The organism is Sphingomonas sp. TDK1, from assembly GCF_001650735.1.
Classification (GTDB): domain Bacteria; phylum Pseudomonadota; class Alphaproteobacteria; order Sphingomonadales; family Sphingomonadaceae; genus Sphingomonas.
This window is the reverse complement of the sequence record NZ_LXVY01000044.1, coordinates 109,873-132,247: the sequence shown is the minus strand read 5'-3', so window position 1 is coordinate 132,247 and position 22,375 is coordinate 109,873. Positions and strand designations below refer to the sequence as shown.

33 protein-coding genes are annotated in these 22,375 nt (G+C 64.4%); all 33 read left to right on the top strand.

Features of this window, described 5'->3' with window-relative positions:
* Positions 1-10: 10 nt before the first annotated feature.
* Positions 11-442 (top strand): 50S ribosomal protein L16, encoded by a 432-nt coding sequence (gene rplP, locus A7X12_RS20670; RefSeq protein WP_064313338.1) that lies wholly within the window; start codon positions 11-13, stop codon positions 440-442.
* A 5-nt stretch (positions 443-447) separates the two neighbouring features.
* Complete coding sequence (rpmC, locus tag A7X12_RS20665; protein ID WP_010545728.1) at positions 448-651, top strand: 50S ribosomal protein L29; 204 nt, start codon at positions 448-450, stop codon at positions 649-651.
* Positions 652-664: 13 nt separating this feature from the next.
* Positions 665-931, top strand: coding sequence for a 30S ribosomal protein S17 (rpsQ, locus tag A7X12_RS20660; protein WP_064313337.1), 267 nt, complete (start codon positions 665-667; stop codon positions 929-931).
* A gap of 142 nt (positions 932-1,073) precedes the next feature.
* On the top strand, positions 1,074-1,442 hold the full coding sequence (gene rplN, locus A7X12_RS20655; RefSeq protein ID WP_010545730.1) for a 50S ribosomal protein L14: 369 nt from the start codon (positions 1,074-1,076) through the stop codon (positions 1,440-1,442).
* Positions 1,442-1,759: a 50S ribosomal protein L24 gene (gene rplX, locus A7X12_RS20650; protein ID WP_064313336.1), complete on the top strand. Its 318-nt coding sequence runs from the start codon at positions 1,442-1,444 to the stop codon at positions 1,757-1,759. The genes rplN and rplX overlap by 1 nt, the downstream gene beginning before the upstream one ends.
* Positions 1,752-2,333: a 50S ribosomal protein L5 gene (gene rplE, locus A7X12_RS20645; protein ID WP_010545732.1), complete on the top strand. Its 582-nt coding sequence runs from the start codon at positions 1,752-1,754 to the stop codon at positions 2,331-2,333. The genes rplX and rplE overlap by 8 nt, the downstream gene beginning before the upstream one ends.
* Before the next feature lie 19 nt (positions 2,334-2,352).
* A complete protein-coding gene (gene rpsN, locus A7X12_RS20640) occupies positions 2,353-2,658 on the top strand; it encodes a 30S ribosomal protein S14 (RefSeq protein WP_010545733.1) in 306 nt (101 codons plus the stop codon).
* A gap of 12 nt (positions 2,659-2,670) precedes the next feature.
* Positions 2,671-3,066, top strand: a complete 396-nt coding sequence (rpsH, locus tag A7X12_RS20635) for a 30S ribosomal protein S8 (RefSeq protein ID WP_010545734.1) — start codon at positions 2,671-2,673, stop codon at positions 3,064-3,066.
* Positions 3,066-3,599: a 50S ribosomal protein L6 gene (rplF, locus tag A7X12_RS20630; RefSeq protein WP_064313335.1), complete on the top strand. Its 534-nt coding sequence runs from the start codon at positions 3,066-3,068 to the stop codon at positions 3,597-3,599. The genes rpsH and rplF overlap by 1 nt, the downstream gene beginning before the upstream one ends.
* Positions 3,599-3,958, top strand: a complete 360-nt coding sequence (rplR, locus tag A7X12_RS20625; protein WP_174539078.1) for a 50S ribosomal protein L18 — start codon at positions 3,599-3,601, stop codon at positions 3,956-3,958. The genes rplF and rplR overlap by 1 nt, the downstream gene beginning before the upstream one ends.
* A 1-nt stretch (position 3,959) precedes the next feature.
* Entirely contained in the window at positions 3,960-4,700 is a 741-nt protein-coding gene (gene rpsE, locus A7X12_RS20620) for a 30S ribosomal protein S5 (protein WP_064313333.1), read from the top strand.
* A gap of 6 nt (positions 4,701-4,706) precedes the next feature.
* Positions 4,707-4,886, top strand: a complete 180-nt coding sequence (gene rpmD / locus A7X12_RS20615; protein ID WP_064313332.1) for a 50S ribosomal protein L30 — start codon at positions 4,707-4,709, stop codon at positions 4,884-4,886.
* Between the two features lie 168 nt (positions 4,887-5,054).
* Complete coding sequence (locus tag A7X12_RS20610) at positions 5,055-5,540, top strand: hypothetical protein (protein WP_157105667.1); 486 nt, start codon at positions 5,055-5,057, stop codon at positions 5,538-5,540.
* 193 nt (positions 5,541-5,733) lie between these two features.
* A complete protein-coding gene (gene rplO, locus A7X12_RS20605) occupies positions 5,734-6,264 on the top strand; it encodes a 50S ribosomal protein L15 (protein WP_064313330.1) in 531 nt (176 codons plus the stop codon).
* Positions 6,265-6,584: 320 nt separating this feature from the next.
* Positions 6,585-7,946, top strand: coding sequence for a preprotein translocase subunit SecY (secY, locus tag A7X12_RS20600; RefSeq protein ID WP_064313329.1), 1,362 nt, complete (start codon positions 6,585-6,587; stop codon positions 7,944-7,946).
* Between the two features lie 30 nt (positions 7,947-7,976).
* A complete protein-coding gene (locus tag A7X12_RS20595; RefSeq protein ID WP_064313328.1) occupies positions 7,977-8,630 on the top strand; it encodes an adenylate kinase in 654 nt (217 codons plus the stop codon).
* A 112-nt stretch (positions 8,631-8,742) separates the two neighbouring features.
* Complete coding sequence (locus tag A7X12_RS20590; protein WP_064313327.1) at positions 8,743-8,931, top strand: hypothetical protein; 189 nt, start codon at positions 8,743-8,745, stop codon at positions 8,929-8,931.
* A gap of 142 nt (positions 8,932-9,073) precedes the next feature.
* Complete coding sequence (locus A7X12_RS20585) at positions 9,074-9,274, top strand: hypothetical protein (protein WP_064313326.1); 201 nt, start codon at positions 9,074-9,076, stop codon at positions 9,272-9,274.
* Positions 9,275-9,765: 491 nt separating this feature from the next.
* Complete coding sequence (gene rpsM / locus A7X12_RS20580) at positions 9,766-10,134, top strand: 30S ribosomal protein S13 (RefSeq protein WP_010545744.1); 369 nt, start codon at positions 9,766-9,768, stop codon at positions 10,132-10,134.
* Positions 10,135-10,213: 79 nt separating this feature from the next.
* Positions 10,214-10,603, top strand: coding sequence for a 30S ribosomal protein S11 (gene rpsK / locus A7X12_RS20575; RefSeq protein ID WP_010545745.1), 390 nt, complete (start codon positions 10,214-10,216; stop codon positions 10,601-10,603).
* A gap of 99 nt (positions 10,604-10,702) precedes the next feature.
* Positions 10,703-11,770 carry a DNA-directed RNA polymerase subunit alpha gene (locus tag A7X12_RS20570; protein WP_010545746.1) on the top strand — a complete coding sequence of 356 codons (1,068 nt, stop codon included), beginning with the start codon at positions 10,703-10,705 and terminating at the stop codon, positions 11,768-11,770.
* A 131-nt stretch (positions 11,771-11,901) separates the two neighbouring features.
* Positions 11,902-12,366 (top strand): hypothetical protein, encoded by a 465-nt coding sequence (locus A7X12_RS20565; protein WP_157105666.1) that lies wholly within the window; start codon positions 11,902-11,904, stop codon positions 12,364-12,366.
* A 137-nt stretch (positions 12,367-12,503) separates the two neighbouring features.
* Positions 12,504-12,926 (top strand): 50S ribosomal protein L17, encoded by a 423-nt coding sequence (gene rplQ, locus A7X12_RS20560; protein WP_064313324.1) that lies wholly within the window; start codon positions 12,504-12,506, stop codon positions 12,924-12,926.
* Positions 12,927-13,100: 174 nt separating this feature from the next.
* The gene (locus A7X12_RS26655) at positions 13,101-13,229 is read left to right on the top strand and encodes a hypothetical protein (protein ID WP_269747836.1); all 129 of its coding nucleotides are present in this window, start codon (positions 13,101-13,103) and stop codon (positions 13,227-13,229) included.
* Between the two features lie 51 nt (positions 13,230-13,280).
* The gene (locus tag A7X12_RS20555; protein WP_064313323.1) at positions 13,281-15,422 is read left to right on the top strand and encodes a prolyl oligopeptidase family serine peptidase; all 2,142 of its coding nucleotides are present in this window, start codon (positions 13,281-13,283) and stop codon (positions 15,420-15,422) included.
* Positions 15,423-15,437: 15 nt separating this feature from the next.
* Complete coding sequence (locus A7X12_RS20550) at positions 15,438-15,914, top strand: hypothetical protein (RefSeq protein ID WP_064313322.1); 477 nt, start codon at positions 15,438-15,440, stop codon at positions 15,912-15,914.
* 130 nt (positions 15,915-16,044) lie between these two features.
* A complete protein-coding gene (locus tag A7X12_RS20545) occupies positions 16,045-16,605 on the top strand; it encodes a helix-turn-helix domain-containing protein (RefSeq protein ID WP_084445832.1) in 561 nt (186 codons plus the stop codon).
* Between the two features lie 122 nt (positions 16,606-16,727).
* Positions 16,728-17,306, top strand: a complete 579-nt coding sequence (locus A7X12_RS20540; protein WP_064313320.1) for a M17 family peptidase N-terminal domain-containing protein — start codon at positions 16,728-16,730, stop codon at positions 17,304-17,306.
* 69 nt (positions 17,307-17,375) lie between these two features.
* Positions 17,376-18,038: a response regulator gene (locus A7X12_RS20535; RefSeq protein ID WP_064313319.1), complete on the top strand. Its 663-nt coding sequence runs from the start codon at positions 17,376-17,378 to the stop codon at positions 18,036-18,038.
* A gap of 344 nt (positions 18,039-18,382) precedes the next feature.
* Entirely contained in the window at positions 18,383-19,039 is a 657-nt protein-coding gene (locus tag A7X12_RS20530; RefSeq protein ID WP_064313318.1) for a hydrolase, read from the top strand.
* A gap of 87 nt (positions 19,040-19,126) precedes the next feature.
* Positions 19,127-19,966, top strand: a complete 840-nt coding sequence (locus A7X12_RS20525) for an alpha/beta fold hydrolase (protein WP_064313489.1) — start codon at positions 19,127-19,129, stop codon at positions 19,964-19,966.
* A 27-nt stretch (positions 19,967-19,993) separates the two neighbouring features.
* A complete protein-coding gene (locus A7X12_RS20520; RefSeq protein ID WP_064313317.1) occupies positions 19,994-20,242 on the top strand; it encodes a XapX domain-containing protein in 249 nt (82 codons plus the stop codon).
* Between the two features lie 89 nt (positions 20,243-20,331).
* Positions 20,332-22,185 (top strand): amidohydrolase, encoded by a 1,854-nt coding sequence (locus tag A7X12_RS20515; RefSeq protein ID WP_064313488.1) that lies wholly within the window; start codon positions 20,332-20,334, stop codon positions 22,183-22,185.
* Positions 22,186-22,375 lie beyond the last annotated feature (190 nt).

Here is a 22,375-nt window from a genome sequence, read left to right as displayed (position 1 = left end):
GGACAGAACAATGCTGCAACCGAAGCGCACCAAGTTCCGTAAGGCCTTCAAGGGCCGCATCCATGGCGACGCCAAGGGTGGTACGGCGCTCAACTTCGGCTCCTATGGCCTGAAGGCGATGGAGCCCGAGCGGATCACCGCGCGCCAGATCGAGGCGGCTCGCCGCGCGATCACGCGTCACATCAAGCGTCAGGGTCGTCTCTGGATCCGCATCTTCCCGGATGTTCCGGTTTCGTCGAAGCCCGCCGAAGTCCGCATGGGCTCGGGTAAGGGTTCGCCGGAGTTCTGGGTCGCCCGCGTCAAGCCGGGCCGCATCCTGTTCGAGCTGGACGGCGTTCCCGGTCCGCTCGCCGCGGAAGCGTTCGAGCGCGCCGCGATGAAGCTGCCGATCAAGACCAAGGTCGTCGCCCGCCTCGGCGACACGACGCACCTGGAGGGCTGAGAGAAATGACCAAGGCAACCGACTTTCGGGCCAACACCGACGACCAGCTCGCTGAGCAGCTGGGCAACCTGAAGCGCGAGCAGTTCAACCTGCGCTTCCAGGCGGCCACCAGCCAGCTCGAGAAGCCGACCCGCGTGCGGGAAGTGCGTCGCGACATCGCCCGTATCAAGACGCTGCAGAACGAGCGCTCGCGCTCGACTGCCAAGTAAGAGGACCGAGACCATGCCGAAGCGCGTGCTGACCGGAAATGTCGTCTCGGACAAGGGCGACAAGACCGTGGTGGTTCTGGTGGAGCGTAAGGTGAAGCACCCGCTCTACGGGAAGATCATCCGCCGCTCGAAGAAGTACCACGCCCATGACGAGGCGAATGAGTACAAGGCCGGCGAGACCGTGCGCATCGAAGAGACTGCGCCGATCTCCAAGCTGAAGACCTGGAAGGTGATCGGGCGGGTTGATACCCACGCGACGCCGAACACGGTCGACGCATAATCGTCATCTCCGCTCTTGCGGAGAACTCGAGTTGCGGTCATAGGCCGCCGCTTTGGTGCCCCGGCCGTGAGGCCGGGGTGACGCATTAGAAACGGAACCACCGGGCGCGTCCCGGCAGGCCAAACGAGAAGGAACCGGATCGATGATCCAGATGCAGTCCAATCTCGACGTCGCTGACAACAGCGGCGCGAAGCGGGTGCAGTGCATCAAGGTGCTGGGCGGGTCGAAGCGTCGCTTCGCCGGCGTGGGCGACGTCATCGTCGTCAGCATCAAGGAAGCCGCTCCCCGCGGCAAGGTTAAGAAGGGTGACGTCCACCGTGCGGTTATCGTCCGCACGGCGAAGGACATCCGCCGCACCGACGGCTCGGTGATCCGTTTCGACGGTAACGCCGCCGTGCTGGTCAACAAGAACGAGGAGCCGATCGGCACCCGTATCTTTGGCCCGGTGGTCCGCGAGCTCCGCTCGAAGGGCTTCATGAAGATCATTTCGCTCGCCCCCGAGGTGCTGTGATGGCTGCTGCCAAGATCAAGAAGGGCGACAAGGTCGTTGTTCTGTCCGGCAAGGACAAGGGCAAGACCGGTGAGGTCGTCAAGTCGCTGCCGAAGGACGACAAGGTCGTCGTTTCCGGCGTGAACATTGCCGTTCGCCACAAGAAGCCGACCCAGGGCGAGCCCCAGGGTGGCCTGGTGCGCATCGAAGCGCCGCTGCATGTCTCGAAGGTCGCGCACGTGACCGCCGACGGCAAGCCGACCCGCGTCCGCTTCGAAGAACGTGACGGCAAGAAGGTTCGCGTCGCCGTCAAGACCGGGGAGGTCATCAATGGCTGACAAGTACACGCCTCGCCTGCGCAAGCTCTATGACGAGCAGATCGTCAAAGCGATGACCGAGAAGTTCGGCTACAAGAACGTCATGGAAATTCCGCGGATCGAAAAGATCGTGCTGAACATGGGCGTTGGCGAAGCCACCCAGGACAAGAAGAAGGTCGAGCAGGCCGCTTCTGAAATGGAACTGATCGCCGGCCAGAAGCCCGTCGTGACCAAGGCGAAGAAGTCGATCGCGCAGTTCAAGCTGCGTGAGGGCATGCCGATCGGTGCGAAGGTTACCCTTCGTCGTGAGCGCATGTACGAGTTCCTCGATCGTTTCATCACGATCGCGCTCCCGCGCGTCCGCGACTTCCGCGGCCTGAACCCGAAGTCGTTCGACGGTCGTGGCAACTATGCCTGCGGCCTGAAGGAACAGCTCGTGTTCCCCGAAATCAACTATGACCGCATCGACAAGGTGCGCGGCATGGACGTGATCGTTACCACCACTGCCAAGACGGATGACGAGGCTCGCGAGCTTCTCCGTCTCTTCGGTTTCCCGTTCCCGCAGGCGGACGGCGAAACGAAGCAGGCGGCGTAAGGAAGGAAGAACTTAAGTCATGGCGAAACTGAGTTCGATCAACAAGAACGAGCGTCGCAAGCAGCTGGTGAAGAAGTACGCCGGCAAGTATGCGAAGCTCAAGGCGATTGCGAACGACGAAAGCCTGGATGAGACCGAGCGTCTCATCGCACGGCTCAAGATGGCCGAGATTCCCCGCAACGGGAACCCGACCCGCATTCGCAACCGGTGTGAGCTGACGGGTCGTCCCCGCGCTTATTACCGCAAGTTCCGTCTCGCACGTGTCATGCTGCGCGATCTGGCCAACAAGGGCCTGATCCCGGGTGTCACGAAGTCGAGCTGGTAAAGGACACGCAAGATGGCAGTGACCGATCCCCTGGGTGACATGCTCACCCGCATCCGCAACGGTCAGCGCGCGCGCAAGGACTCTGTCCTCACGCCGGCGTCGAAGTTGCGTGTCCGTGTCCTCGACGTGCTTCAGCGCGAGGGCTATATCCGTGGCTACAGCGAAGAGCAGATGGGCCCCGCGGCCGGCATCCGCATCGAGCTGAAGTATTTCGAGGGCCAGCCGGCGATCAAGCACGTCGCGCGCATCTCGAAGCCCGGCCGCCGTGTCTATTCGGGTTCGCAGGAGCTTCCGCGCGTCCGTAACGGCCTGGGCATCACGATCGTCTCGACGCCTCGCGGCGTTCTGTCCGACGCCGAAGCGCGCGAACAGAATGTCGGCGGCGAAGTGCTCGCGGAGGTGTTCTGATGAGCCGCATCGGTAAGAAGCCGGTTCCCGTCCCCGCGGGCGTGACCGCGACCGTCGACGGCGGGCAGATCTCGGTGAAGGGGCCCAAGGGCACCCTCACCATGCCGCTCGCGGACGACATCAAGTACGAAGTGACCGACGGCGGCATCTCGGTGCAGCCGGCGAACGAGACCAAGCGCGCGCGTGCCTTCTGGGGCATGCAGCGTACCCTGGTGCAGAACCTCGTCACCGGCGTGACCACCGGCTTCACCAAGAAGCTGCTGATCACCGGCGTGGGCTACCGCGCTGCTTCGCAGGGCAAGGTCCTGAAGCTGCAGCTCGGCTATTCGCACGACGTCAACTTCGACATTCCGGAAGGGATCGAGATCAAGACGCCGGATCAGACCACGGTCGAGATCTCGGGCATCGACAAGCAGAAGGTCGGCCAGGTGGCCGCGGAAATCCGCCGTTGGCGCAAGCCGGAGCCCTATAAGGGCAAGGGCATCAAGTACGATGGCGAATTCATCTTCCGCAAGGAAGGGAAGAAGAAGTGATCAGCACCAAGGGTCTTTCGCTTTTCGAAAAGCGTCGTCGCCGCAACCGTACCGCGCTGCGTGCGCGGGCCGGTGGCCGTCCTCGTCTGTCGATCCATCGCTCGGGCAAGCACATCTATGCCCAGGTGATCGACGACGCCGCGGGTCGCACCGTCGCCTCGGCTTCCACGCTCGAGAAGGACGTGCGTGGCCAGACCGGCGCCACGATCGCCGCGGCACAGGAAGTGGGCAAGCGCGTTGCCGAGGCCGCCAAGGCCGCAGGCATCACCCAGGTCGTCTTCGACCGCGGTGGCTTCCTCTACCATGGTCGCGTCAAGGCGCTGGCGGATGCCGCGCGTGAGAGCGGATTGGAGTTCTAAGATGGCCGATGAAATCAACACGACCGAAGCACCGGTCGAGGCGCAGGACGCCGGCCAGGCGGCTCCCGACCAGCAGCAGCAGGGTCGTGGTTCGCGTGGCGGCCGTGGCCGTGGCGGCCCGGGCGGCGGCGGTGACAACCGCGGCCGTGGCGGTCGCGATGGCAACCGTGGTCGTCGCGACGATCGTCGCGGTGGTCCGCAGGACGACGGTGGCGAGGAGCTGATCGAAAAGCTCGTCCACATCAACCGCGTCTCGAAGACGGTGAAGGGCGGCAAGCGCTTCGGCTTCGCAGCACTCGTCGTCGTCGGCGACGGCAAGGGCCGTGTCGGCTTCGGTCATGGCAAGGCGCGCGAAGTGCCGGAAGCCATCTCGAAGGCGACCGCTTCGGCGAAGAAGGCGATGATCCGCGTTCCGCTGAAGGAAGGCCGCACGCTGCACCACGACGGCAACGGCCACTTCGGCGCAGGCCGCGTGACCGTCCGTTCGGCGCCGCAGGGTACCGGCATCATCGCCGGCGGCCCGATGCGCGCGATCTTCGAATCGCTGGGCGTGGCCGACGTGGTGACCAAGTCGGTCGGCACCTCGAACCCGTACAACATGATCCGCGCCACGTTCGAGGCACTGGGTGAGCAGACTTCGCCGAAGTCGGTCGCGCAGCGCCGTGGCAAGAAGATCGCCGACCTGCTCGGCCGCGGTGGTTCGCAGACCGCCGAGGCGGACGCTGCGGCCGTTACGGAGTAAACGATCATGGCGAAGATCAAGATCAAGCAGACCGGCTCGCCGATCCGCCGCACCAAGGATCAGCGCGCGACGCTGATCGGCCTTGGCCTCAACAAGATGCACAAGGTTTCGGAGCTCGAGGACACCCCCGAGGTCCGCGGCATGATCCGCAAGCTGCCGCACATGGTCGAGGTGATCGAGGGCTGAGCCTTCGGTCCGCCGAACCAGGCGACAAAACGAAGAGGGCGGTGGGCAACCACCGCCCTTTTTCGTTTTGTGCGATGTGCTAAAGGGATGTCAGGCTAAGCTACGCGCCGCGTGGCCGTGTGTCGGTCTCGTGCCATCAGAGCGTTGGCCCGTCAGATGGAAATGGCAATGATCGGTGGCCGCTGGATGCCGTCAAGTTCGACATCTCTTTGGATCCTCTCCGGGGTTGTGCTCGTCGCATTCCCAGTTTTGAACTTCGTCTATTGGCCCGAGGTTCTGAGGGCGGGCGTGCTTCCGCCTGATGGTGACAGCATCGCGATCCCGATGTTCGGCAGTATCCTGCTTGCGGCTATGGCGTCGCCGGTCGTGCTCGGTATCGCCTGGCTTTGTCTTCGCCAGTACAATGATAAGACACGCATCATTGCCTTCCGACCTGATCGTCTGGTCCGCAGCATTTTTTCGACGATGGTAATGGGTGGGTTCGCTGGTGTGCTCTTGTTCGACGCGTTGCGCGCGGTTGTTGTCGGGAAGCCCTGGTATGAGCTTCTCTGGTCTGGATACGCGAGCATGGTGGCCGTTTGGCTCTTGATGCTCCGGGCAGCGGTGATCGAGCAGCGGAGTAGGTCCGAGCTCAACAGCGAGTCGATTGCCTAGCTTGATGGGTGCGATGCCGCGGGAGGCAAAGTAGTTGTGCGGTTGCTCAGGGATGCGCTTTGGGTGCTGCTAAAGTCCGGCCTTTTCGCGCGCCGAGCCTATCGCAAACAAGAGTCGACATTCCCCCCGCTCGCCGCTATGACCCCGCGCTTCCCATCAACGCGCGACAAAAGCGAAAGCGAGTGCAAACATCATGAAGCTGAACGAACTCAACGACAACCAGGGCGCCCGTCATCGCCGCATGCGCATCGGCCGTGGTATCGGCTCGGGCAAGGGCAAGACCGGCGGCCGCGGCGTCAAGGGTCAGAAGAGCCGCGAAGGCGTCTCTATCAAGGGCTTCGAAGGCGGCCAGATGCCGCTCCACATGCGTCTGCCGAAGCGTGGCTTCAACAACATCTTCGCCAAGGACTATGCCGAGGTGAACCTGGGCGAGATCCAGAAGGCTGTTGACGCCGGCAAGCTGACCGTGACCGACATCGATCACGCCGCGCTGAAGGCCGCTGGCCTCGCCCGTGGCGGCAAGGACGGCGTCCGTCTGCTCGGCAAGGGTTCGCTCACCGCGAAGCTGAACTTCACCGTGCAGGGCGTCTCCGCCGGTGCGCGCGAGGCGGTCGAGAAGGCGGGTGGCTCGGTCACCGTGCCGGAAATCGTGCCGGCCGCTGACAAGCACAAGGCGAAGCACCGCACAGCCCAGGCCGCTGCCAAGGCCGCCAAGCAGGGCTGACGAAATGCGAAGGCGGGGCTCCCAAGGCTCCGCCTTCCTTCGTGCTGGGCCTGGTAGGCGCGTCGTGAGCGACGCCTTCCACCACGTCCGTCATCCCGGCGAAAGCCGGGATCCATTCGCCACTACGTCATGGCAGGCGCCGCGCCGGTAACCCCAATGGATTCCGGCTTTCGCCGGAATGACGAGGGGTTGGGCGAAGGTCGGGGCAACGCCCGGTTTCTTTCCGCGCCCGCAGCCATTAGACAAGCCGCGCACAACCCCTATATGCGACTCCGCAGGGCGGGGGAGCGCCCGTCACTTATCCGGGACGAAGATACGAAATGGCATCCGCAGCCGACCAGCTGGCCTCCAGCATCAATCTGGCGAAGTTCAGCAAGGCCACCGACCTCAAGAAGCGCCTGTGGTTCACCCTCGGCGCGCTGATCGTCTTCCGCATGCTGAGCTATGTGCCGCTGCCGGGCATCGACCCGACGGCGCTCGGCCTGCTCGCGCAGCAGACGCAGGGCGGCGTGCTCGACTTCTTCAACAACTTCACCGGCGGCGCGCTGTCGCGCATGTCGATCGTGGCGATGGGCGTGATGCCCTACATCACCGCGTCGATCGTCGTGCAGCTGGCGACCTCGCTGTCGCCGCAGCTCAACGCGATCAAGAAGGAAGGCGAGAGCGGCCGCAAGCGGCTGAACCAGTACACACGCTATGGCACCGTGCTGCTCACCGCCGTGCAGGGCTTCTTCCTCGTGCAGGGCCTCGAGGCAGCCGGTGCCGCCAAAGGCCTGAGCCCGGTGGTCGAGCCCGGCCTTGCCTTCACGCTCACCGCCGTGGTCAGCCTGATCGGCGGCACGATGTTCCTCATGTGGATCGGTGAGCAGATCACCAGCCGCGGCATCGGCAACGGCATCTCGCTGATCATCATGGCCGGCATCGTCGCCCGCCTGCCGGTCACCCTTGTCCAGCTGTTCGAGAGCGGCCGCTCGGGTTCGATCGATCCGCTGCGCCTGATCTTCGTGATCGTCGGCGTCGCGATCCTAGTGCTGTTCATCTGCTTCATGGAGCGTGCCCAGCGCCGCATCCTGATCCAGTATCCGAAGCGCCAGACCGCGCGCGGCGTGCAGGCCGAGCGCAGCCACCTGCCGCTCAAGCTCAATACCGCCGGCGTGATCCCCCCGATCTTCGCTTCGTCGCTGCTGCTGCTGCCGCTGACCATCACCCAGTTCGCCGGCCAGTCGGCGGGCGACGGCTGGTGGGGCGAGCTGATCAGCAATCTGAACATCTGGTTGCGCCACGGTTCGCCGATCTACATGTCGCTCTATGCGGCCGGCATCATCTTCTTCTCGTTCTTCTACACCGCGGTGGTCTTCAACCCCGAGGAGACCGCGGACAATCTGAAGCGCTATGGCGGTTTCGTCCCCGGCATCCGCCCGGGCAAGAACACCGAGCTGTATTTCGACTATGTGCTGACCCGCATCACCGTGATCGGTGCAGCCTATCTGACCATCATCTGCCTGGTCCCGGAATGGGCGTTCTCCGCGATGAGCATCCCGTTCCTGATGGGCGGCACTAGCCTTCTCATCGTCGTCAACGTAACCATGGATACGGTGACGCAGATCCAGTCGCACCTGCTGGCCCACCAGTATGGCGATCTGATCAAGAAGGCGAAGCTGAAGGGCGGCCGCGCGCGCTGATTGGCGCGGCGGTACTAGGGGAGGCTCCTGTTGAATATCATCCTGTTGGGTCCGCCGGGGGCCGGTAAGGGCACCCAGGCAAAGCGTCTCGAGACCGAGCGCGGCATGGTGCAGCTGTCGACGGGCGACATGCTGCGCGCCGCGGTGAAGGCGGGGACGCCCACGGGCCTGAAGGCCAAGGCAGTGATGGAGGCGGGCCAGCTCGTCTCCGACGAGATCGTCTCGGGCATCATCGGCGAACGGCTCGACATGGCCGATAGCGAGAAGGGCGCGATCTTCGACGGCTATCCGCGCACCTATGCGCAGGCGGAGTCGCTGGACGGGCTGCTCTCCGAGCGCGGTCGCAAGCTCGACTATGTGATCGAGCTGCTGGTCAACGAAGAGGCGCTGGTCGACCGCGTCGAGGGCCGCTTCACCTGCGCCAAGTGCGGCGAGGGCTATCACGACAAGTACAAGCTGCCGAAGACGGACGGCGTGTGCGACGTGTGCGGCTCGACCGAGTTCAAGCGCCGCCCCGACGACAATGCCGAAACGGTGCGCACGCGCATGGCCGAATACCGCGCTAAGACCGCGCCGATCCTGCCCTTCTATGAGGAGAAGGGGCTGGTCCGGCGAGTCGACGGCATGGCCGATATCGACGAGGTGACGCGGCAGATCGCCGCGGTGCTCGACGGGCAGGGATAACGGGAAGGGCGGGGGAATCCCCGCCTTTTTTGATTCTGGGTAATTGCTATGCCTGTTCCCGCCCACTTGCGATCATTGCCGTTCTCGGGGGGGGCCGCGATAGCTTCGTTCCATGTGGACCTTCTTTCTGTGGAATATTGGGGCTCTTGCCGCCGCCATCTACTGCATAGTCAAGGCTGTAATCGATCTTCGTGCGCGCAGGTACGGCTGGGGGGTCGTCGGCCTGCTAAGTGCCGTGGTGTTCCTGATGACGCCGATCCAAACACACGCGGTGAAAATCGATTTGCCTGCCGTGCGATGAAGACCTTAAACGCCCAATTGCGGACATGATCGAAACCGTGCACCTTGTCAGACATGAAGCCAGATTGGGACGAAGTGCGCTGGGATGAGCCGCTAACGAAGGTGACAGGCCACAAGCTAGCCTCAGAGCCGGAACCAGAGTGATGGTTCGCTACCTCAAGCTTATCCTGATACCTGCGCTCGCCGCGATAGCGGTCATGCTTATGACCGCGCTTATTGCGCACATTCCGAACTTACTTGAACACGCCGACACGATTTGGCGCGTCGGCTTTTCCGCTGCGATGCTCTGTTACTGCGCAGTCTCGTTCATCATTTTCGAGGAGCGGAAGCCGGGCAAGCGATAACGCTGCCACTTTCAATCTACATGACCGCTAACGATCTAGCCCCTCGGCTAGGTCCGCTCCCCGCCACAAGCCGCCGTCATCCTGGCGAAAGCCGGGATTCATTCGCCGCTCGGTCGCAGCAAAAGCCGATAGCGAGGCCCCAATGGACCCCGGCTTCCGCCGGGGTGACAATGTCGGAGTAGCGATGGGCTCTCATCCCTAAAGCTTGGCGTCAGCCGCGTCCCCCTATCCGAAACGGGACGCGCTTCGCCGCCGCACCCCTCGCCGCGCTTGGCCTGCCGGGAACCTTGCTATATAAGGAGGGTTCAGCATTTTCTGGCTCCGCGGCGCTTGACAGTTCGCCTGCGGCCCCGTATCTCGCCCAACTTCCGGAACAGTAGATTACGGCGGCGCTCCCTGCGTGCGTCGTGCGGCTGCATTTCGGAAGGCAACGCTACGAGATGGGGCGCCGCTGCCATGCAGTGCCTCGTGGAGCTGGGAGAATATATTTCATGGCACGTATTGCGGGTGTTAACATCCCGACCAACAAGCGCGTCGTCATCGCGCTGCAGTATATCCACGGCATTGGCCCCGCAAAGGCCAAGGAACTGACCACGCAGCTCGGCATCGCGCCGGAGCGCCGCGTGCAGGACCTGAGCGACCAGGAAGTGCTGCAGATCCGCGAAGCGATCGACGCCGGCTACACGGTGGAAGGTGATCTTCGTCGCCAGGTGGCGATGAACATCAAGCGCCTGATGGACCTGGCCTGCTATCGCGGCCTGCGTCACCGCAAGGGCCTGCCGGTCCGCGGCCAGCGCACGCACACCAATGCTCGCACCCGCAAGGGCAAGGCCAAGCCGATCGCCGGCAAGAAGAAGTAAGCAGCGCTTCCCAGCGCGCACTTCTTCCCCTGAGGCCCAGCGCCTCCAGGCACCAAGCTTCTAGGTCAGGAAATTCCAAATGGCACGTGAACCGCAGCGTATTCGCCGTCGCGAACGCAAGAACATCACCGCCGGCGTCGCGCATGTGAACGCCAGCTTCAACAACACCATGATCACCATCACCGACGCGCAGGGCAACGCGATCAGCTGGTCGTCGGCCGGCATGATGGGCTTCAAGGGCTCGCGCAAGTCGACCCCGTACGCAGCCCAGGTCGCCGCCGAAGACGCCGGCCGCAAGGCCGCCGAGCACGGCGTTCGCACCCTCGAGGTCGAAGTCAAGGGTCCGGGTTCGGGCCGTGAGTCGGCACTCCGCGCGCTGCAGGCCGTCGGCTTTCAGATCACCTCGATCCGGGACGTGACGCCGATCCCGCACAATGGTGTGCGCCCCTCGAAGCGTCGTCGCGTCTGATACGTCCTGCTTGCACCGCGGGCCCTGAGGCGGGTCTGCGGTCTTGCAGTAGTTACCTGGCGGGGAATGCCTCTTCCCCGCCCAACATGAGGAAAGCCCGTGTCGGTCAACGCTAAGAACTGGCAGGAACTCAAGAAGCCCAACGGCCTCGAGAAGAAGCCCGGTGGCGATCCCAAGCGGAAGTCGACCTTCGTCGCCGAGCCGCTGGAGCGTGGCTTCGGCCTCACGCTCGGCAACGCGCTGCGTCGCGTGCTGCTGTCGTCGCTGCAGGGCGCGGCGGTCACCTCGATCAAGATCGAGAACGTGCTGCACGAATTCTCGTCGCTCGCCGGCGTGCGCGAGGACGTGACCGACATCGTCCTCAACGTGAAGCAGATTGCGCTCAAGATGCAGGGCGAAGGCCCGAAGCGTCTCCAGCTGTCGGCCACCGGCCCGGCAGAAGTGAAGGCGGGTGATATCGCGGTTTCGGGCGACATCGAAGTGATGAACCCCGAGCTGGTGATCTGCCACCTCGACGACGGCGCGACGCTGAACATGGAACTGACCGCGGACGTGGGTAAGGGCTATGTGCCCGCCACCGCGAACCGCCCGGCGGATGCGCCTATCGGCCTGATCCCGGTTGATGCGCTGTTCAGCCCGGTCCGCCAGGTTTCGTACAAGGTCGAGAACACCCGCGTCGGCCAGGAGCTCGATTACGACAAGCTCACGCTGACTGTCGAGACCGACGGCACGGTGACCCCGGAGGACTCGCTGGCCTATGCCGCGCGGATCCTGCAGGATCAGCTGGCGCTGTTCGTCCACTTCGACGATTCGTCGATCACCCGGGCAGCCCCGGTCGGCATGGCGCCAGCAGCGGCGCCGGCGGAAGGTGGTGCGGGCGATGCCGCGCAGATCAACCGCTATCTGCTCAAGAAGGTCGACGAGCTGGAGCTTTCGGTCCGCTCGGCCAACTGCCTCAAGAACGACAACATCATCTATATCGGCGATCTGGTTCAGAAGACCGAAGCCGAGATGCTGCGCACGCCGAACTTCGGCCGCAAGTCGCTCAACGAGATCAAGGAAGTCCTCTCCAGCATGGGCCTGCGCCTGGGCATGGAAATCCCGGGCTGGCCGCCTGAGAATATCGAGGAAATGGCCAAGAAGCTCGAGCAGGAGATCATGGGCTGAGCCCATCTCCGCTTCGACTGAAGGTGCAGAAGGGGCTCCGCGGCGATGCGGGGCCCTTTTTGCTGCAGATGCTTCAAAGAGTCCGCGACGAGTTGGGTTGCAGAGACATCGCGTCGCGATAAGATGAGGTCGTGGCTCGGCTAGGTTCCGTCCTCCTCACGCTCGGCGTCATTTTCGCCGCTGAAGCGCTGTATCGATGGTCCAACGGCCTCGGACTGGATTGGGCGTGGGCTGCGGGTCGTGCGTGTTTTTTGCTTGTCGTGGGCGCGGGCTCAAGCCTGGGCTGCTGGCTTGACTCGCGAAAGCGCGGCAGGTCCGAAAATAGCGGCAGTACCCTCCGGAGCGCACTATTCTTCCTGGCGGTCGGTGGTTGGGGTGGCGCCCTCTGCGCGTGGCGTGCTGCGGGCGCGATCTGGTCGGGCCGCATTGTCGTTTCGACCGCCACGGATGCGTCCACATCATGGGCGATCAATCCGTTCGGATTTTGGGTGGCACTGGCGGCGGTGTTGTTCGGCGCGTTCTTCTTCCTGCTCCTGTTCGCGGCAGGAGGGCTGCAACTAGCGCTGTGGATGTCGCGACGCCGACGGCTTCGCTAGGACTTGACGAATCAGTCGATTTACGGTCTTGGGCGCATCTTCACGGAATCGTGACTCGGGTTTTGGGCGGTGGCCCTGTTTCGCCGCCTGGTCGGCAGTACCTTGAACGGCTGCCGGACGAACGAAAGGAAGATACCATGCGCCATCGTGTAGGCGGTCGTAAGCTGCAGCGTACCTCGGCTCACCGTATTGCTCTGTTCCGTAACATGAGCGCCGCGCTCATTAAGCACGAGCAGATCACCACCACCGTCGCCAAGGCGAAGGAACTGCGCCCGTACGTCGAGAAGCTGATCACCCTCGCCAAGAAGGGTGGCTTGTCCAACCGTCGTCTGGCCCATGCGCGCCTGATGGACGACACCCAGCTGGTGAAGCTGTTCGATGTGCTGGCCGCGCGCTATGCCGATCGCAACGGCGGCTACACCCGCATCATCAAGGCCGGCATCCGCGCTTCGGACGCGTCGCCGATGGCGATCATCGAGTTCGTCGACCGCGACGTCTCGGCCAAGGGCCAGGATTCGGGCCCGGTGCTGTCGGACGAGGATTTCGACGAAACCGCCTGATCGGCACTCGTTCGGAACGAAAGGGGAGGGCGGTCGCACCAGCGGCCGCCCTTTTCGTTTGCGCAGTTTTGTTTTCCGAAACCCAAGTTTGGTTTCGCTTGCAATCTCCCCGGCTGATCCCATTTCCGCCGCCGAAGGTTGTACCGCCGCGATAGGCGGTGCTGGAGAAACAGCATGTCTCGCAAGTCCAAGCGGGTGCGCGTGTCTGCCCCCGCCAACATCGGCGCGTGGATCGCCGCGCTGCTTGCGCTGTCGCCACTGGCTGCTTTTGCCTGGGTTATCGAACTTACCGGACTGGCTTGAGGCTCGGGCCGGGGCTCCCTAGGGTGAGCGCATTCTCAGGGGAGCCGTTGAATGCGCCGTGCCTTGTTCCTGCCGTTACTTCTCGCCAGCCCCGCCTTCGCCCAGACCACAAAGCCGGAGAACACCGCGCAGATGACCAAGTTCGCCTATCCCGAAACCCGCCGCGTCGAGGTGGTGGACGAACAGTTCGGGGTGAAGGTCGCCGATCCCTATCGCTGGCTAGAAAACGACGTTCGTAATGACAAGGAGGTAGCGGCCTGGGTCGAGGCGGAGAACAAGGTAACCGACGCCTATTTGGCGACGCTTCCGGGCCGCGACACGTTGAAGGCGCGAATCAAGCAGCTGTTCGATTATGAGCGCTTCGGCGTTCCAAGCCAGCAGGGCGGGCGGTATTTCTATGCCCACAACAGCGGCCTCCAGAATCAAGCCGTGCTATTCGTTCGCGACAGCTTGGACGGGCAGGGCCGTGTGCTGATCGACCCCAATGGCTGGTCGAGGGACGGCGCGACAGCGCTCGCCGAATGGTTGCCGAGCGAGGACGGCAAGCTGCTCGCCTATTCGATCCAGGACGGTGGTACCGACTGGCGCACGATCAAGGTGCTCGACGTCGCTACCGGCAAAGATACCGGCGACACGGTGAGCTGGGCCAAGTTCACCATGGGCGTCGCCTGGGCAAAGGACGGCAGCGGATTCTTCTACTCGCGCTATCCCGAGCCGCCGGCGGACGCCAAGTTCCAGGCGCTCAACGAGAACCACCGCGTCTATTTCCACAAGCTCGGCACCCAGCAGGGTGCCGACCAGTTGGTCTACGAGACGCCGACCGCCCCCAAGCAGAGCCATTATGCCGGCATCACCGACGATGGCCGCTATCTGGTGATCACCACCAGCGAGGGGACGGACAACAAGAACCTCGTCCATATCGTCGACCTGAAGGATCCCGCCTGGAAGGCGAAGACTGTGATCGGCACGCTCGAGCATGACTGGTCGCCGATCGGCAATGTCGGCACCAAGTTCTGGTTCGCCACCGATGACGGCGCACCGCGCCAGCGGATCGTCACCATTGACCTTGCGGATCCTGCCCTGACGCCGCACGAAGTGGTGCCGGAGCAGAAGGAAACGCTTGCCGGTCAGTCAATCGTCGGCGAGCGGCTGATATTGAGCTACATGGTCGATGCGGCCACCGAGGTGCGCCGTTACAAGCTGGACGGCACCCCCGACGGCAAGGTGGCCCTGCCCGGCATCGGCACTGCGAGCGGCTTTGGCGGGCATCCGCACCAGGGCGAAACCTTCTTTGCCTTCACAAGCTTCAACTATCCAACCACGATCTTCCGCTATGATGTGAAGACCGGCAAAGCCGAGCCCTGGGCGCAGCCCAAGGTCGCGTTCAACCCCCAGGACTATGCGGTAGAACAGCGCTTCTATGCCTCAAAGGACGGCACCAAGGTCCCGATGTTCATCGTCAAGAAGAAGAGCGTCACCGGCCCGGCGCCGACGATCCTGTATGGCTATGGAGGGTTCAACATCCCGATTACGCCGGGCTTTTCGGCGGGCAGGCTGGCCTGGCTGGAACAGGGTGGCGCGTTTGTCGTGGCGAATATCCGCGGCGGCGGCGAATATGGCAAGGCGTGGCACGACGGCGGCCGCCTTGCCAACAAGCAGAACGTATTCGACGATTTCATCGGCGCGGGCGAGTTTCTGATCAAGGAAGGCATCACCGGTAAGGGGCAATTGGCGATCCAGGGCGGCTCGAACGGCGGCCTGCTGGTCGGCGCGGTCACCAACCAGCGTCCGGACCTGTTCGCGGCGGCACTGCCAGCAGTAGGCGTGATGGACATGACCCGATTCGACCGGTTCACGGCCGGCCGCTACTGGGTAGACGATTACGGCTACCCCTCGAAGGAAGCCGACTTCAAGCGGCTCTACGCCTATTCCCCGTACCACAACATCAAAAGTGGCGTGGAGTACCCCGCCATCCTGGTGAGCACCGCGGATACCGACGATCGCGTGGTGCCGGGGCACAGCTTCAAATACACGGCGGCACTGCAGCACGCGCAGATCGGCGACCGTCCGCATTTGATCCGCATCGAAACCCGCGCCGGCCACGGCTCGGGCAAGCCGACCGACAAGGTGATCGAGGAAACAGCCGATCTCTGGGCGTTCGCCGCCAAGTGGACGGGGTTGACCATAAAGTAAGCAGGGAGGCCTACCATGTCCGGCGACAACCCGCGACTGGGGCGCCCCCTCACCGACGCCGAGCGCGCGCTGGCCCGAGGCGTGTTCGGCGGCGCGATCGACCTCGACCCGGTGCGCATCTACCGGCGGAAATGGTTTTTCTTCCAGCCGCGCAATGTCACCATGGCGCCGCGCGGGCATCTCCATTTCCATCCGGCGGGAGATGCCTATCGGGACTGCTTTGCTAGCGAAGGGCTGGGGCTGCAGGGGCATCTGATTCATGAGCTGGTGCACGTCTGGCAACACCAGCAGGGGCTGAACCTCGTGCTGCGGCGGCATCCCTTCTGTTGCTACCACTACAGCATCAAGCCGGGCTGGATGCTGGAGCGCTACGGCATCGAGCAGCAGGCGGAGATTGTGCGGCATGTCTTCTTGCTTCGCCGGGGACAGATGGTGCCCGGCGCACCGCCATTGCCTACCTTGGAAAGCATCCTGCCCTTCGGCACCCGTTAAGCGCACGCCTCCGTCATCCCAAACCTTGGTATAGCCGCCCCAAATCAAAGTGATGTTCGACACAGCGGAGGTTCGATTCCGCCGCTGCCCGCGCTGCGCGACAGTCCACCCGGCAAGACGGGATGGAACCATGTACCACCAGGCTTTGATCGACATTGCAGCGGCGACCCCTTCGGGAACCGCGCCTGAATTGAGTGCCCTCCTCGCCGGAGCGATGCGCTCGCTGGACGAGGATCCGTTGCTGGCGCGCCGTTATCTGGAGCGGCTATCCCGCCTGCTGGTTCCGCAGGGCGGGGCTGAGCCTCGCGACTTGCTACCGGAGGGGCCAATGCTGGCGGATGGTGTCGCCAAGGGGGGGCTGGCCGGTTGGCAGTTGCGTCGCGTGGCCGATCATGTGGATGCCTATCTTCAAGGGCCAATCTTCACCGCGACGCTTGCAGAAATCGCTCAGCTAAGCACCGGCCATTTCTGCCGTGCGTTCAAGGTGAGTACCGGCGAAACGCCGCATGCCTATATCGTGCGGCAGCGGATCCGCCGAGCGCAACTGCAAATGCGCGACACCCGCGACACCCTGTCCCAGATCGCTTGCGCCTGCGGGCTGAGCGACCAGGCGCATCTGACGCGCCTGTTTCGCAGACTTGTCGGTACCACGCCGCTCGCGTGGAGGCGGGCCTGGCAGCATGGGGCCTAAGCGAACAAAACAGCGCAAAGATGTTCAAAAGTCAGCGCTAGGATGCATGACCGCATGGCCTCGATCAGCGAGCAGCCTCTCCGGAGCGGCAAAGACCGCGGGATAAGGAGCAGGATGTCGGTATGAGCAACTCGATTTCGGTGCCGATTGGCAGCTGGCGTGGCGTCACATTCACGGCAGCGCAAATCGACGTTGTCGCCTCCGCCGGCGATCTTCTTGTCATCGGCATGCCTGAAAAAATAACAGGCGGTGATCATCGGGGCGGAGCGGAAGCGGTCGATCAGGCCCTACACGGCACGCTTTCCAGGTTACGGGAGGGGGGGATTTTTGGGGGGGGCTTTGGTGAAACCCTGATGCTCACCCGACCGCCTGAGCCCGTCCGCGCGGCGACGTTGATGCTTGTCGGCATGGGAGCGTCGCTCGCCGCCTATCCCGAGGCGGTGGGCAACCTCACGGCGCTCGCCATGCGGGCGGCGCTGCGGATCGGTGCCGCCTCCGTCGGTTGCCTGCTCGGCTGGTCGGAGCTGGACCTGCCGGACGATCTTGTCGTGCCCACGGCCACGGCGATGATGCGAGGTGCGCTTGCCGCGATCGACAGCCAGGGCGATCACGCGGCGATGGCGTGGACCTTCGACATCCGCAACGGCGCCGCCGCCGATACCACCGCAGCCCTGCGCGCCGCGCTGGCGGAATGGTCCTGAGGCATGGATGCGCAGCGCAGCGAAAGCTGCTATACTGCGGTTCGATCTCGGGAATTGGTGGCACCTAGGATGTTGACGAGGGTTTCCAGCGGGCGCGTCCCTGCGCGGGCAACGGCGCCGATCCGCATCCTGATGGTCGATGACCACATGTTGCTGCGCGAAGGCGTGCGCGCGGTGGTCTCCACGCAGGACGACATGGAGATCGCCGGCGAGGCAAGCGGCGGCGGCGAGGCGATCCGGGAATATGCGCGCCTTCAGCCCGACCTGGTGCTGATGGATCTGCAAATGGCCGACATGTCCGGCCTCGATGCAATCACTGCGATCCGTGCCGCGTCGCCCGATGCGCGCATCATCGTACTGACCACCTATTCGGGCGATGGTCGCGCGATCAAGGCGCTGCGGGCCGGGGCCATGGGCTATCTGCTCAAGGCCAGCCTGCGCAACCAGCTGCTCGAGGCGATCCGCTCCGTGCACCATGGGGGCAAGCATCTCGACGCGAGCGTCGCGACGGCGATTGCCCTGCACGTGCTCGACGAGGACCTGACCGAACGGGAAGTCTCGGTCCTTACCCTTGCCGCATGGGGCAACTCCAACAAGCAGATCGCCGCCCGGCTCGAACTCTCCGAAGAGACGGTGAAGGGCCACATGAAGGCGCTGTTCGCAAAGCTTGGCGCCAGTGACCGTACGCATGCCGTCACCCTTGCCGCGAAGCGCGGCCTGATCGAACTGTAAGGCGCCGGCGGAGGCGGCCTATCCGGCTGTTCCGCCCCCATTTTCCTGACATGCGGGCGCGCTCTTGCGCCAGGACGACGCTGCGTGCGGAATCCGACATTTCTGAGCCCAACGGTCCGGGATTGCATCAATCGCGTCCAATATTCGTGGCACGGCTCGGCCTAGCCCCTTGCTGAACGGGAGCCGCTGCTGCCTGCGCCACATGGCGTGAAAGCCGCCGCAGCTCACCTGACTGTTCGATAGAATGGAACGTAACGCATAAACTTATCCGAGTTTTCGGAAAATGCGTCGCGGCTATTCTAGCCCCATCAACGCCGCACCCCGGCAGCAACAGGAGCCGCACCATGACCCTCACCGCCACCGCCACGCCGGGCAAGTCGCTGATTTCGCCGACCAACCATGCGCTCGTCCTCATCGATTTCCAGTCGCAGATGGCGTTCGCCACCAAGTCGATCGATGCCACCATCCTGCGCAACAATGCCGCGCTGATCAGCCGCGGCGCCAAGTCGTTCGGCGTGCCGACGATCCTCACCACCGTTGCCGAGAAGAGCTTCTCCGGCCCGATGTTCAGCGAAGTGACCGATGCGTTCCCGGGCCAGACGCTGCTCGACCGCACCTCGATGAACACCTGGGAAGACGCCGCGGTGATCGAAGAGGTCAATCGCATCGCCAAGCCGCGGATCGTGTTCGCCGGCCTGTGGACCAGCGTCTGCATCGTCGGCCCGGTCGCCTCGGCGATCGACCAAGGGTTCGAAGCCTATTTCATCGCCGATGCCTGCGGCGACATCTCCACCGAAGCGCATGAACGCGCCGTGCAGCGGATGATCCAGCTCGGCGCCGTGCCGATGACATCGCTCCAGTATCTGCTGGAACTGCAGCGCGACTGGGCGCGCGCCGAGACCTACGACTCGACCACCGGCATCGCGAAGCAGTGGGGCGGGGCGTACGGCCTGGGCGTCACCTACGCCAAGACGATGTTCGGCGCCTCCGAAGGCCATTGAGTTTGCCCCGGGTCCGGCGGCGCGCCCCCTCTCCAGCGCTGCCGGGCCCACCCCGTTTCCTGCCCCCAACGACAAGGAATGCTTCCCATGACTTCCACCGTGACCACCAAGGACGGCGTCTCGATCTTCTTCAAGGATTGGGGCCCCAAGGATGCCCAGCCGATCATGTTCCACCATGGCTGGCCGCTTTCGTCGGACGATTGGGATGCCCAGATGCTGTTCTTCCTGGCGAACGGCTTCCGCGTCGTCGCGCATGACCGCCGCGGCCATGGCCGTTCGGAGCAGGTGAGCGATGGCCATGACATGGACCATTATGCCGCCGACGCAGCCGCCGTTGCCGAGCATCTGAACCTTCGCAACGCGGTGCATATCGGGCACTCGACCGGCGGCGGCGAAGTCGCCCGCTATGTCGCCAAATATGGCATCCCGCAGGGCCGCGTCGCCAAGGCGGTGCTGGTCGCGGCCGTGCCGCCGATCATGGCCAAGACCGACGCCTATCCGAACGGCCTGCCGATCAGCGTGTTCGATGGTTTCCGCAAGGGCACCGCGGACAACCGCGCGCAGTTCTTCCGCGATGTCGCCGCCGGCCCCTTCTACGGCTTCAACCGCGAGGGCGCGAAGGTCTATCCGGGCGTGATCGACAATTGGTGGCGCCAGGGCATGATGGGCAGCGCCAAGGCCCATTATGACGGCATCAAGGCCTTCTCCGAAACCGACCAGACCGCCGACCTGAAGGCGATGACGGTGCCGGCGCTGGTGCTCGCCGGCGACGACGACCAGGTGGTGCCGTATCATCAGGGCGCCGAGCTGCAGGCCAAGCTGCTGCCGAACCCGACGCTGAAAATCTACCCGGGCTATCCGCATGGGCTGCTCACCACGCATGCCGACGTGCTGAACCCCGACATCCTCGCCTTCGTGCGCGGCTGATCGACGGGCGCCGGGGAGGATCTGCAGATGAAGCCCTATCTGATCTCGCTCGCCGTCGGTCTGCTGGTCGGCGTCATCTACAGCCTCCTCGGCGTCCGCTCGCCCGCGCCGCCCACGATCGCGCTGATCGGCCTGCTCGGTATGCTCGTCGGCGAGCAGGTGGTGCCGGTGGCGAAGCGGCTGTTCGCCGGCCACGATGTGGTCGCCTATCTCCGTACCGACTGCGCCGAGCAGATCCTCGGCGTGCCGGTGAAGAAGCCCGACGACCAGGCATGAGCCTTACCCGCCGCCAGACCCTCGCAGCCGCCGGCGCGACCGCCGCCGGCGCGCTGCTGCCTACCCCGCTCTTCGCAAGGAATGCCCGCATGCCCGCCACCGACCTGATCCTCGTCAACGCCCAGGTGACGACGCTCGACCGGGAGAACCCGGTGGCCGAGGCAATCGCGATCCGCGACGGCAAGTTCCTCGCCGTCGGCAGCGAAGCCGAGGTCCGCGCCGCCGTCGGGCCGCAAGCACAGGTGATCGACGCGCATCGCCGCCGGGTGATCCCGGGGCTGATCGACAGCCACATGCACATCATCCGCGGCGGGCTGAACTACAATATGGAGCTGCGCTGGGACGGCGTGCCCAGCCTTGCCGACGCGATGGCGATGCTCAAGCGCCAGGTCGACAACACGCCCGCGCCGCAATGGGTGCGCGTGGTCGGCGGCTTCACCGAGCACCAGTTCGCCGAGAAGCGGCTGCCGACGATCGACGAGCTCAACGCGGTCGCCCCCGATACGCCCGTCTTCATCCTCCACCTCTATGATCGCGCGCTGCTCAATGCCGCGGCGCTGCGGGTGGTGGGCTATACCAAGGACACGCCCAACCCGCCGGGCGGCGAAATCGTCCGCGATGCCGCGGGCAATCCCACCGGCCTGCTGCTTGCCCAGCCCAACGCGACGATCCTCTATTCGACGCTCGCCAAGGGGCCGAAGCTGCCCGAGGACTATCAGATCAATTCCACCCGCCACTTCATGCGCGAAGTGAACGGGCTTGGCGTTACCGGTGTGATCGACGCGGGCGGCGGCTTCCAGAATTATCCCGACGACTATCAGATCATCGAGAAGCTCCACGCCGACGGCCAGCTGACCGTGCGGATCAGCTACAATCTGTTCACCCAGAAGCCTAGGCAAGAGCTGGCCGATTTCGCCGGCTGGGTGAAGCAGGTGACGCCGGGGCAGGGCGACGACAGCTATCGCCACAACGGCGCGGGCGAAATGCTGGTCTACTCCGCCGCCGACTTCGAGGATTTCCGCGTCGCCCGACCGGACATGCCGCCCACCATGGAAGGCGATCTGGAGCCGGTAATCCGCCTGCTCGCCGAGCATCGCTGGCCGTGGCGCCTCCACGCCACCTATGACCAGACGATCGGCCGCGCGCTCGACGTGTACGAGAAGGTCCACCGCGACATCCCGCTGACCGGCATCCACTGGTTCTTCGACCATGCCGAGACGATCAGCGACCGCAACATCGACCGGATCGCGGCGCTGGGCGGCGGCATCGCCGTGCAGCACCGTATGGCGTATCAGGGCGAATATTTCGTCGAGCGCTACGGCGCGAAAGCCGCAGAGCGCACCCCGCCGATCGCCAAGATGCTCGCCGCCGGCCTGCCGGTGGGTGCGGGCACCGATGCGACGCGGGTGGCGAGCTACAATCCCTGGGTGTCGCTCAGCTGGCTGGTGACCGGCCGCACCGTCGGTGGGCTATCGCTCTATCCCGGCGCCAACCGCGTCAGCCGCGAAAAGGCGCTCGCCATGTGGACGCACGAGAACACCTGGTTCTCGAACGAGGTCGGCAAGAAGGGGCAGATCAAGGCCGGCCAGCTCGCCGATCTCGCGGTGCTGTCGGCCGATTACTTCTCGGTGCCCGAGGACCAGATCGTCCATATCCGCTCGGTGCTGACATTGCTCGGCGGGCAGGTAGTACATGGCGACGGTGACTATGCCCCGCTCGCGCCTGCGCTGCCCCGGCCGATGCCCGACTGGTCGCCGGTCGCGACCTTCGGCGGGTACCACCAGTCGCCCGAGGCGCGCGCCCAGCTCGCCTCCGCCTGCGCCTGCCACAGCAGCTGTTCGGTCCACGGCCATGACCATGCTGCTGCCCTCGGCGCGCAGGTGCCGGCCGCCGACGTCCAGAGCTTCTGGGGGGCGCTCGGCTGCGGCTGCTGGGCGGTGTGATGGGCGTTAGCGCAGATCCTCCCCTGCCCGAGCAGGGGAGGGGGACCGCGCCGCGCAGCGGCGGGGTGGAGGGGCCGCGCCGTCAGGCGCGGTTCGCCATCCACGCCCCCATCACCGCCGCGTGCCGCGGCGACCCCTCCACCATGTGCTGGCGCACATGGTCCCCCTCCCCCAGCAAAGCTGGGGGAGG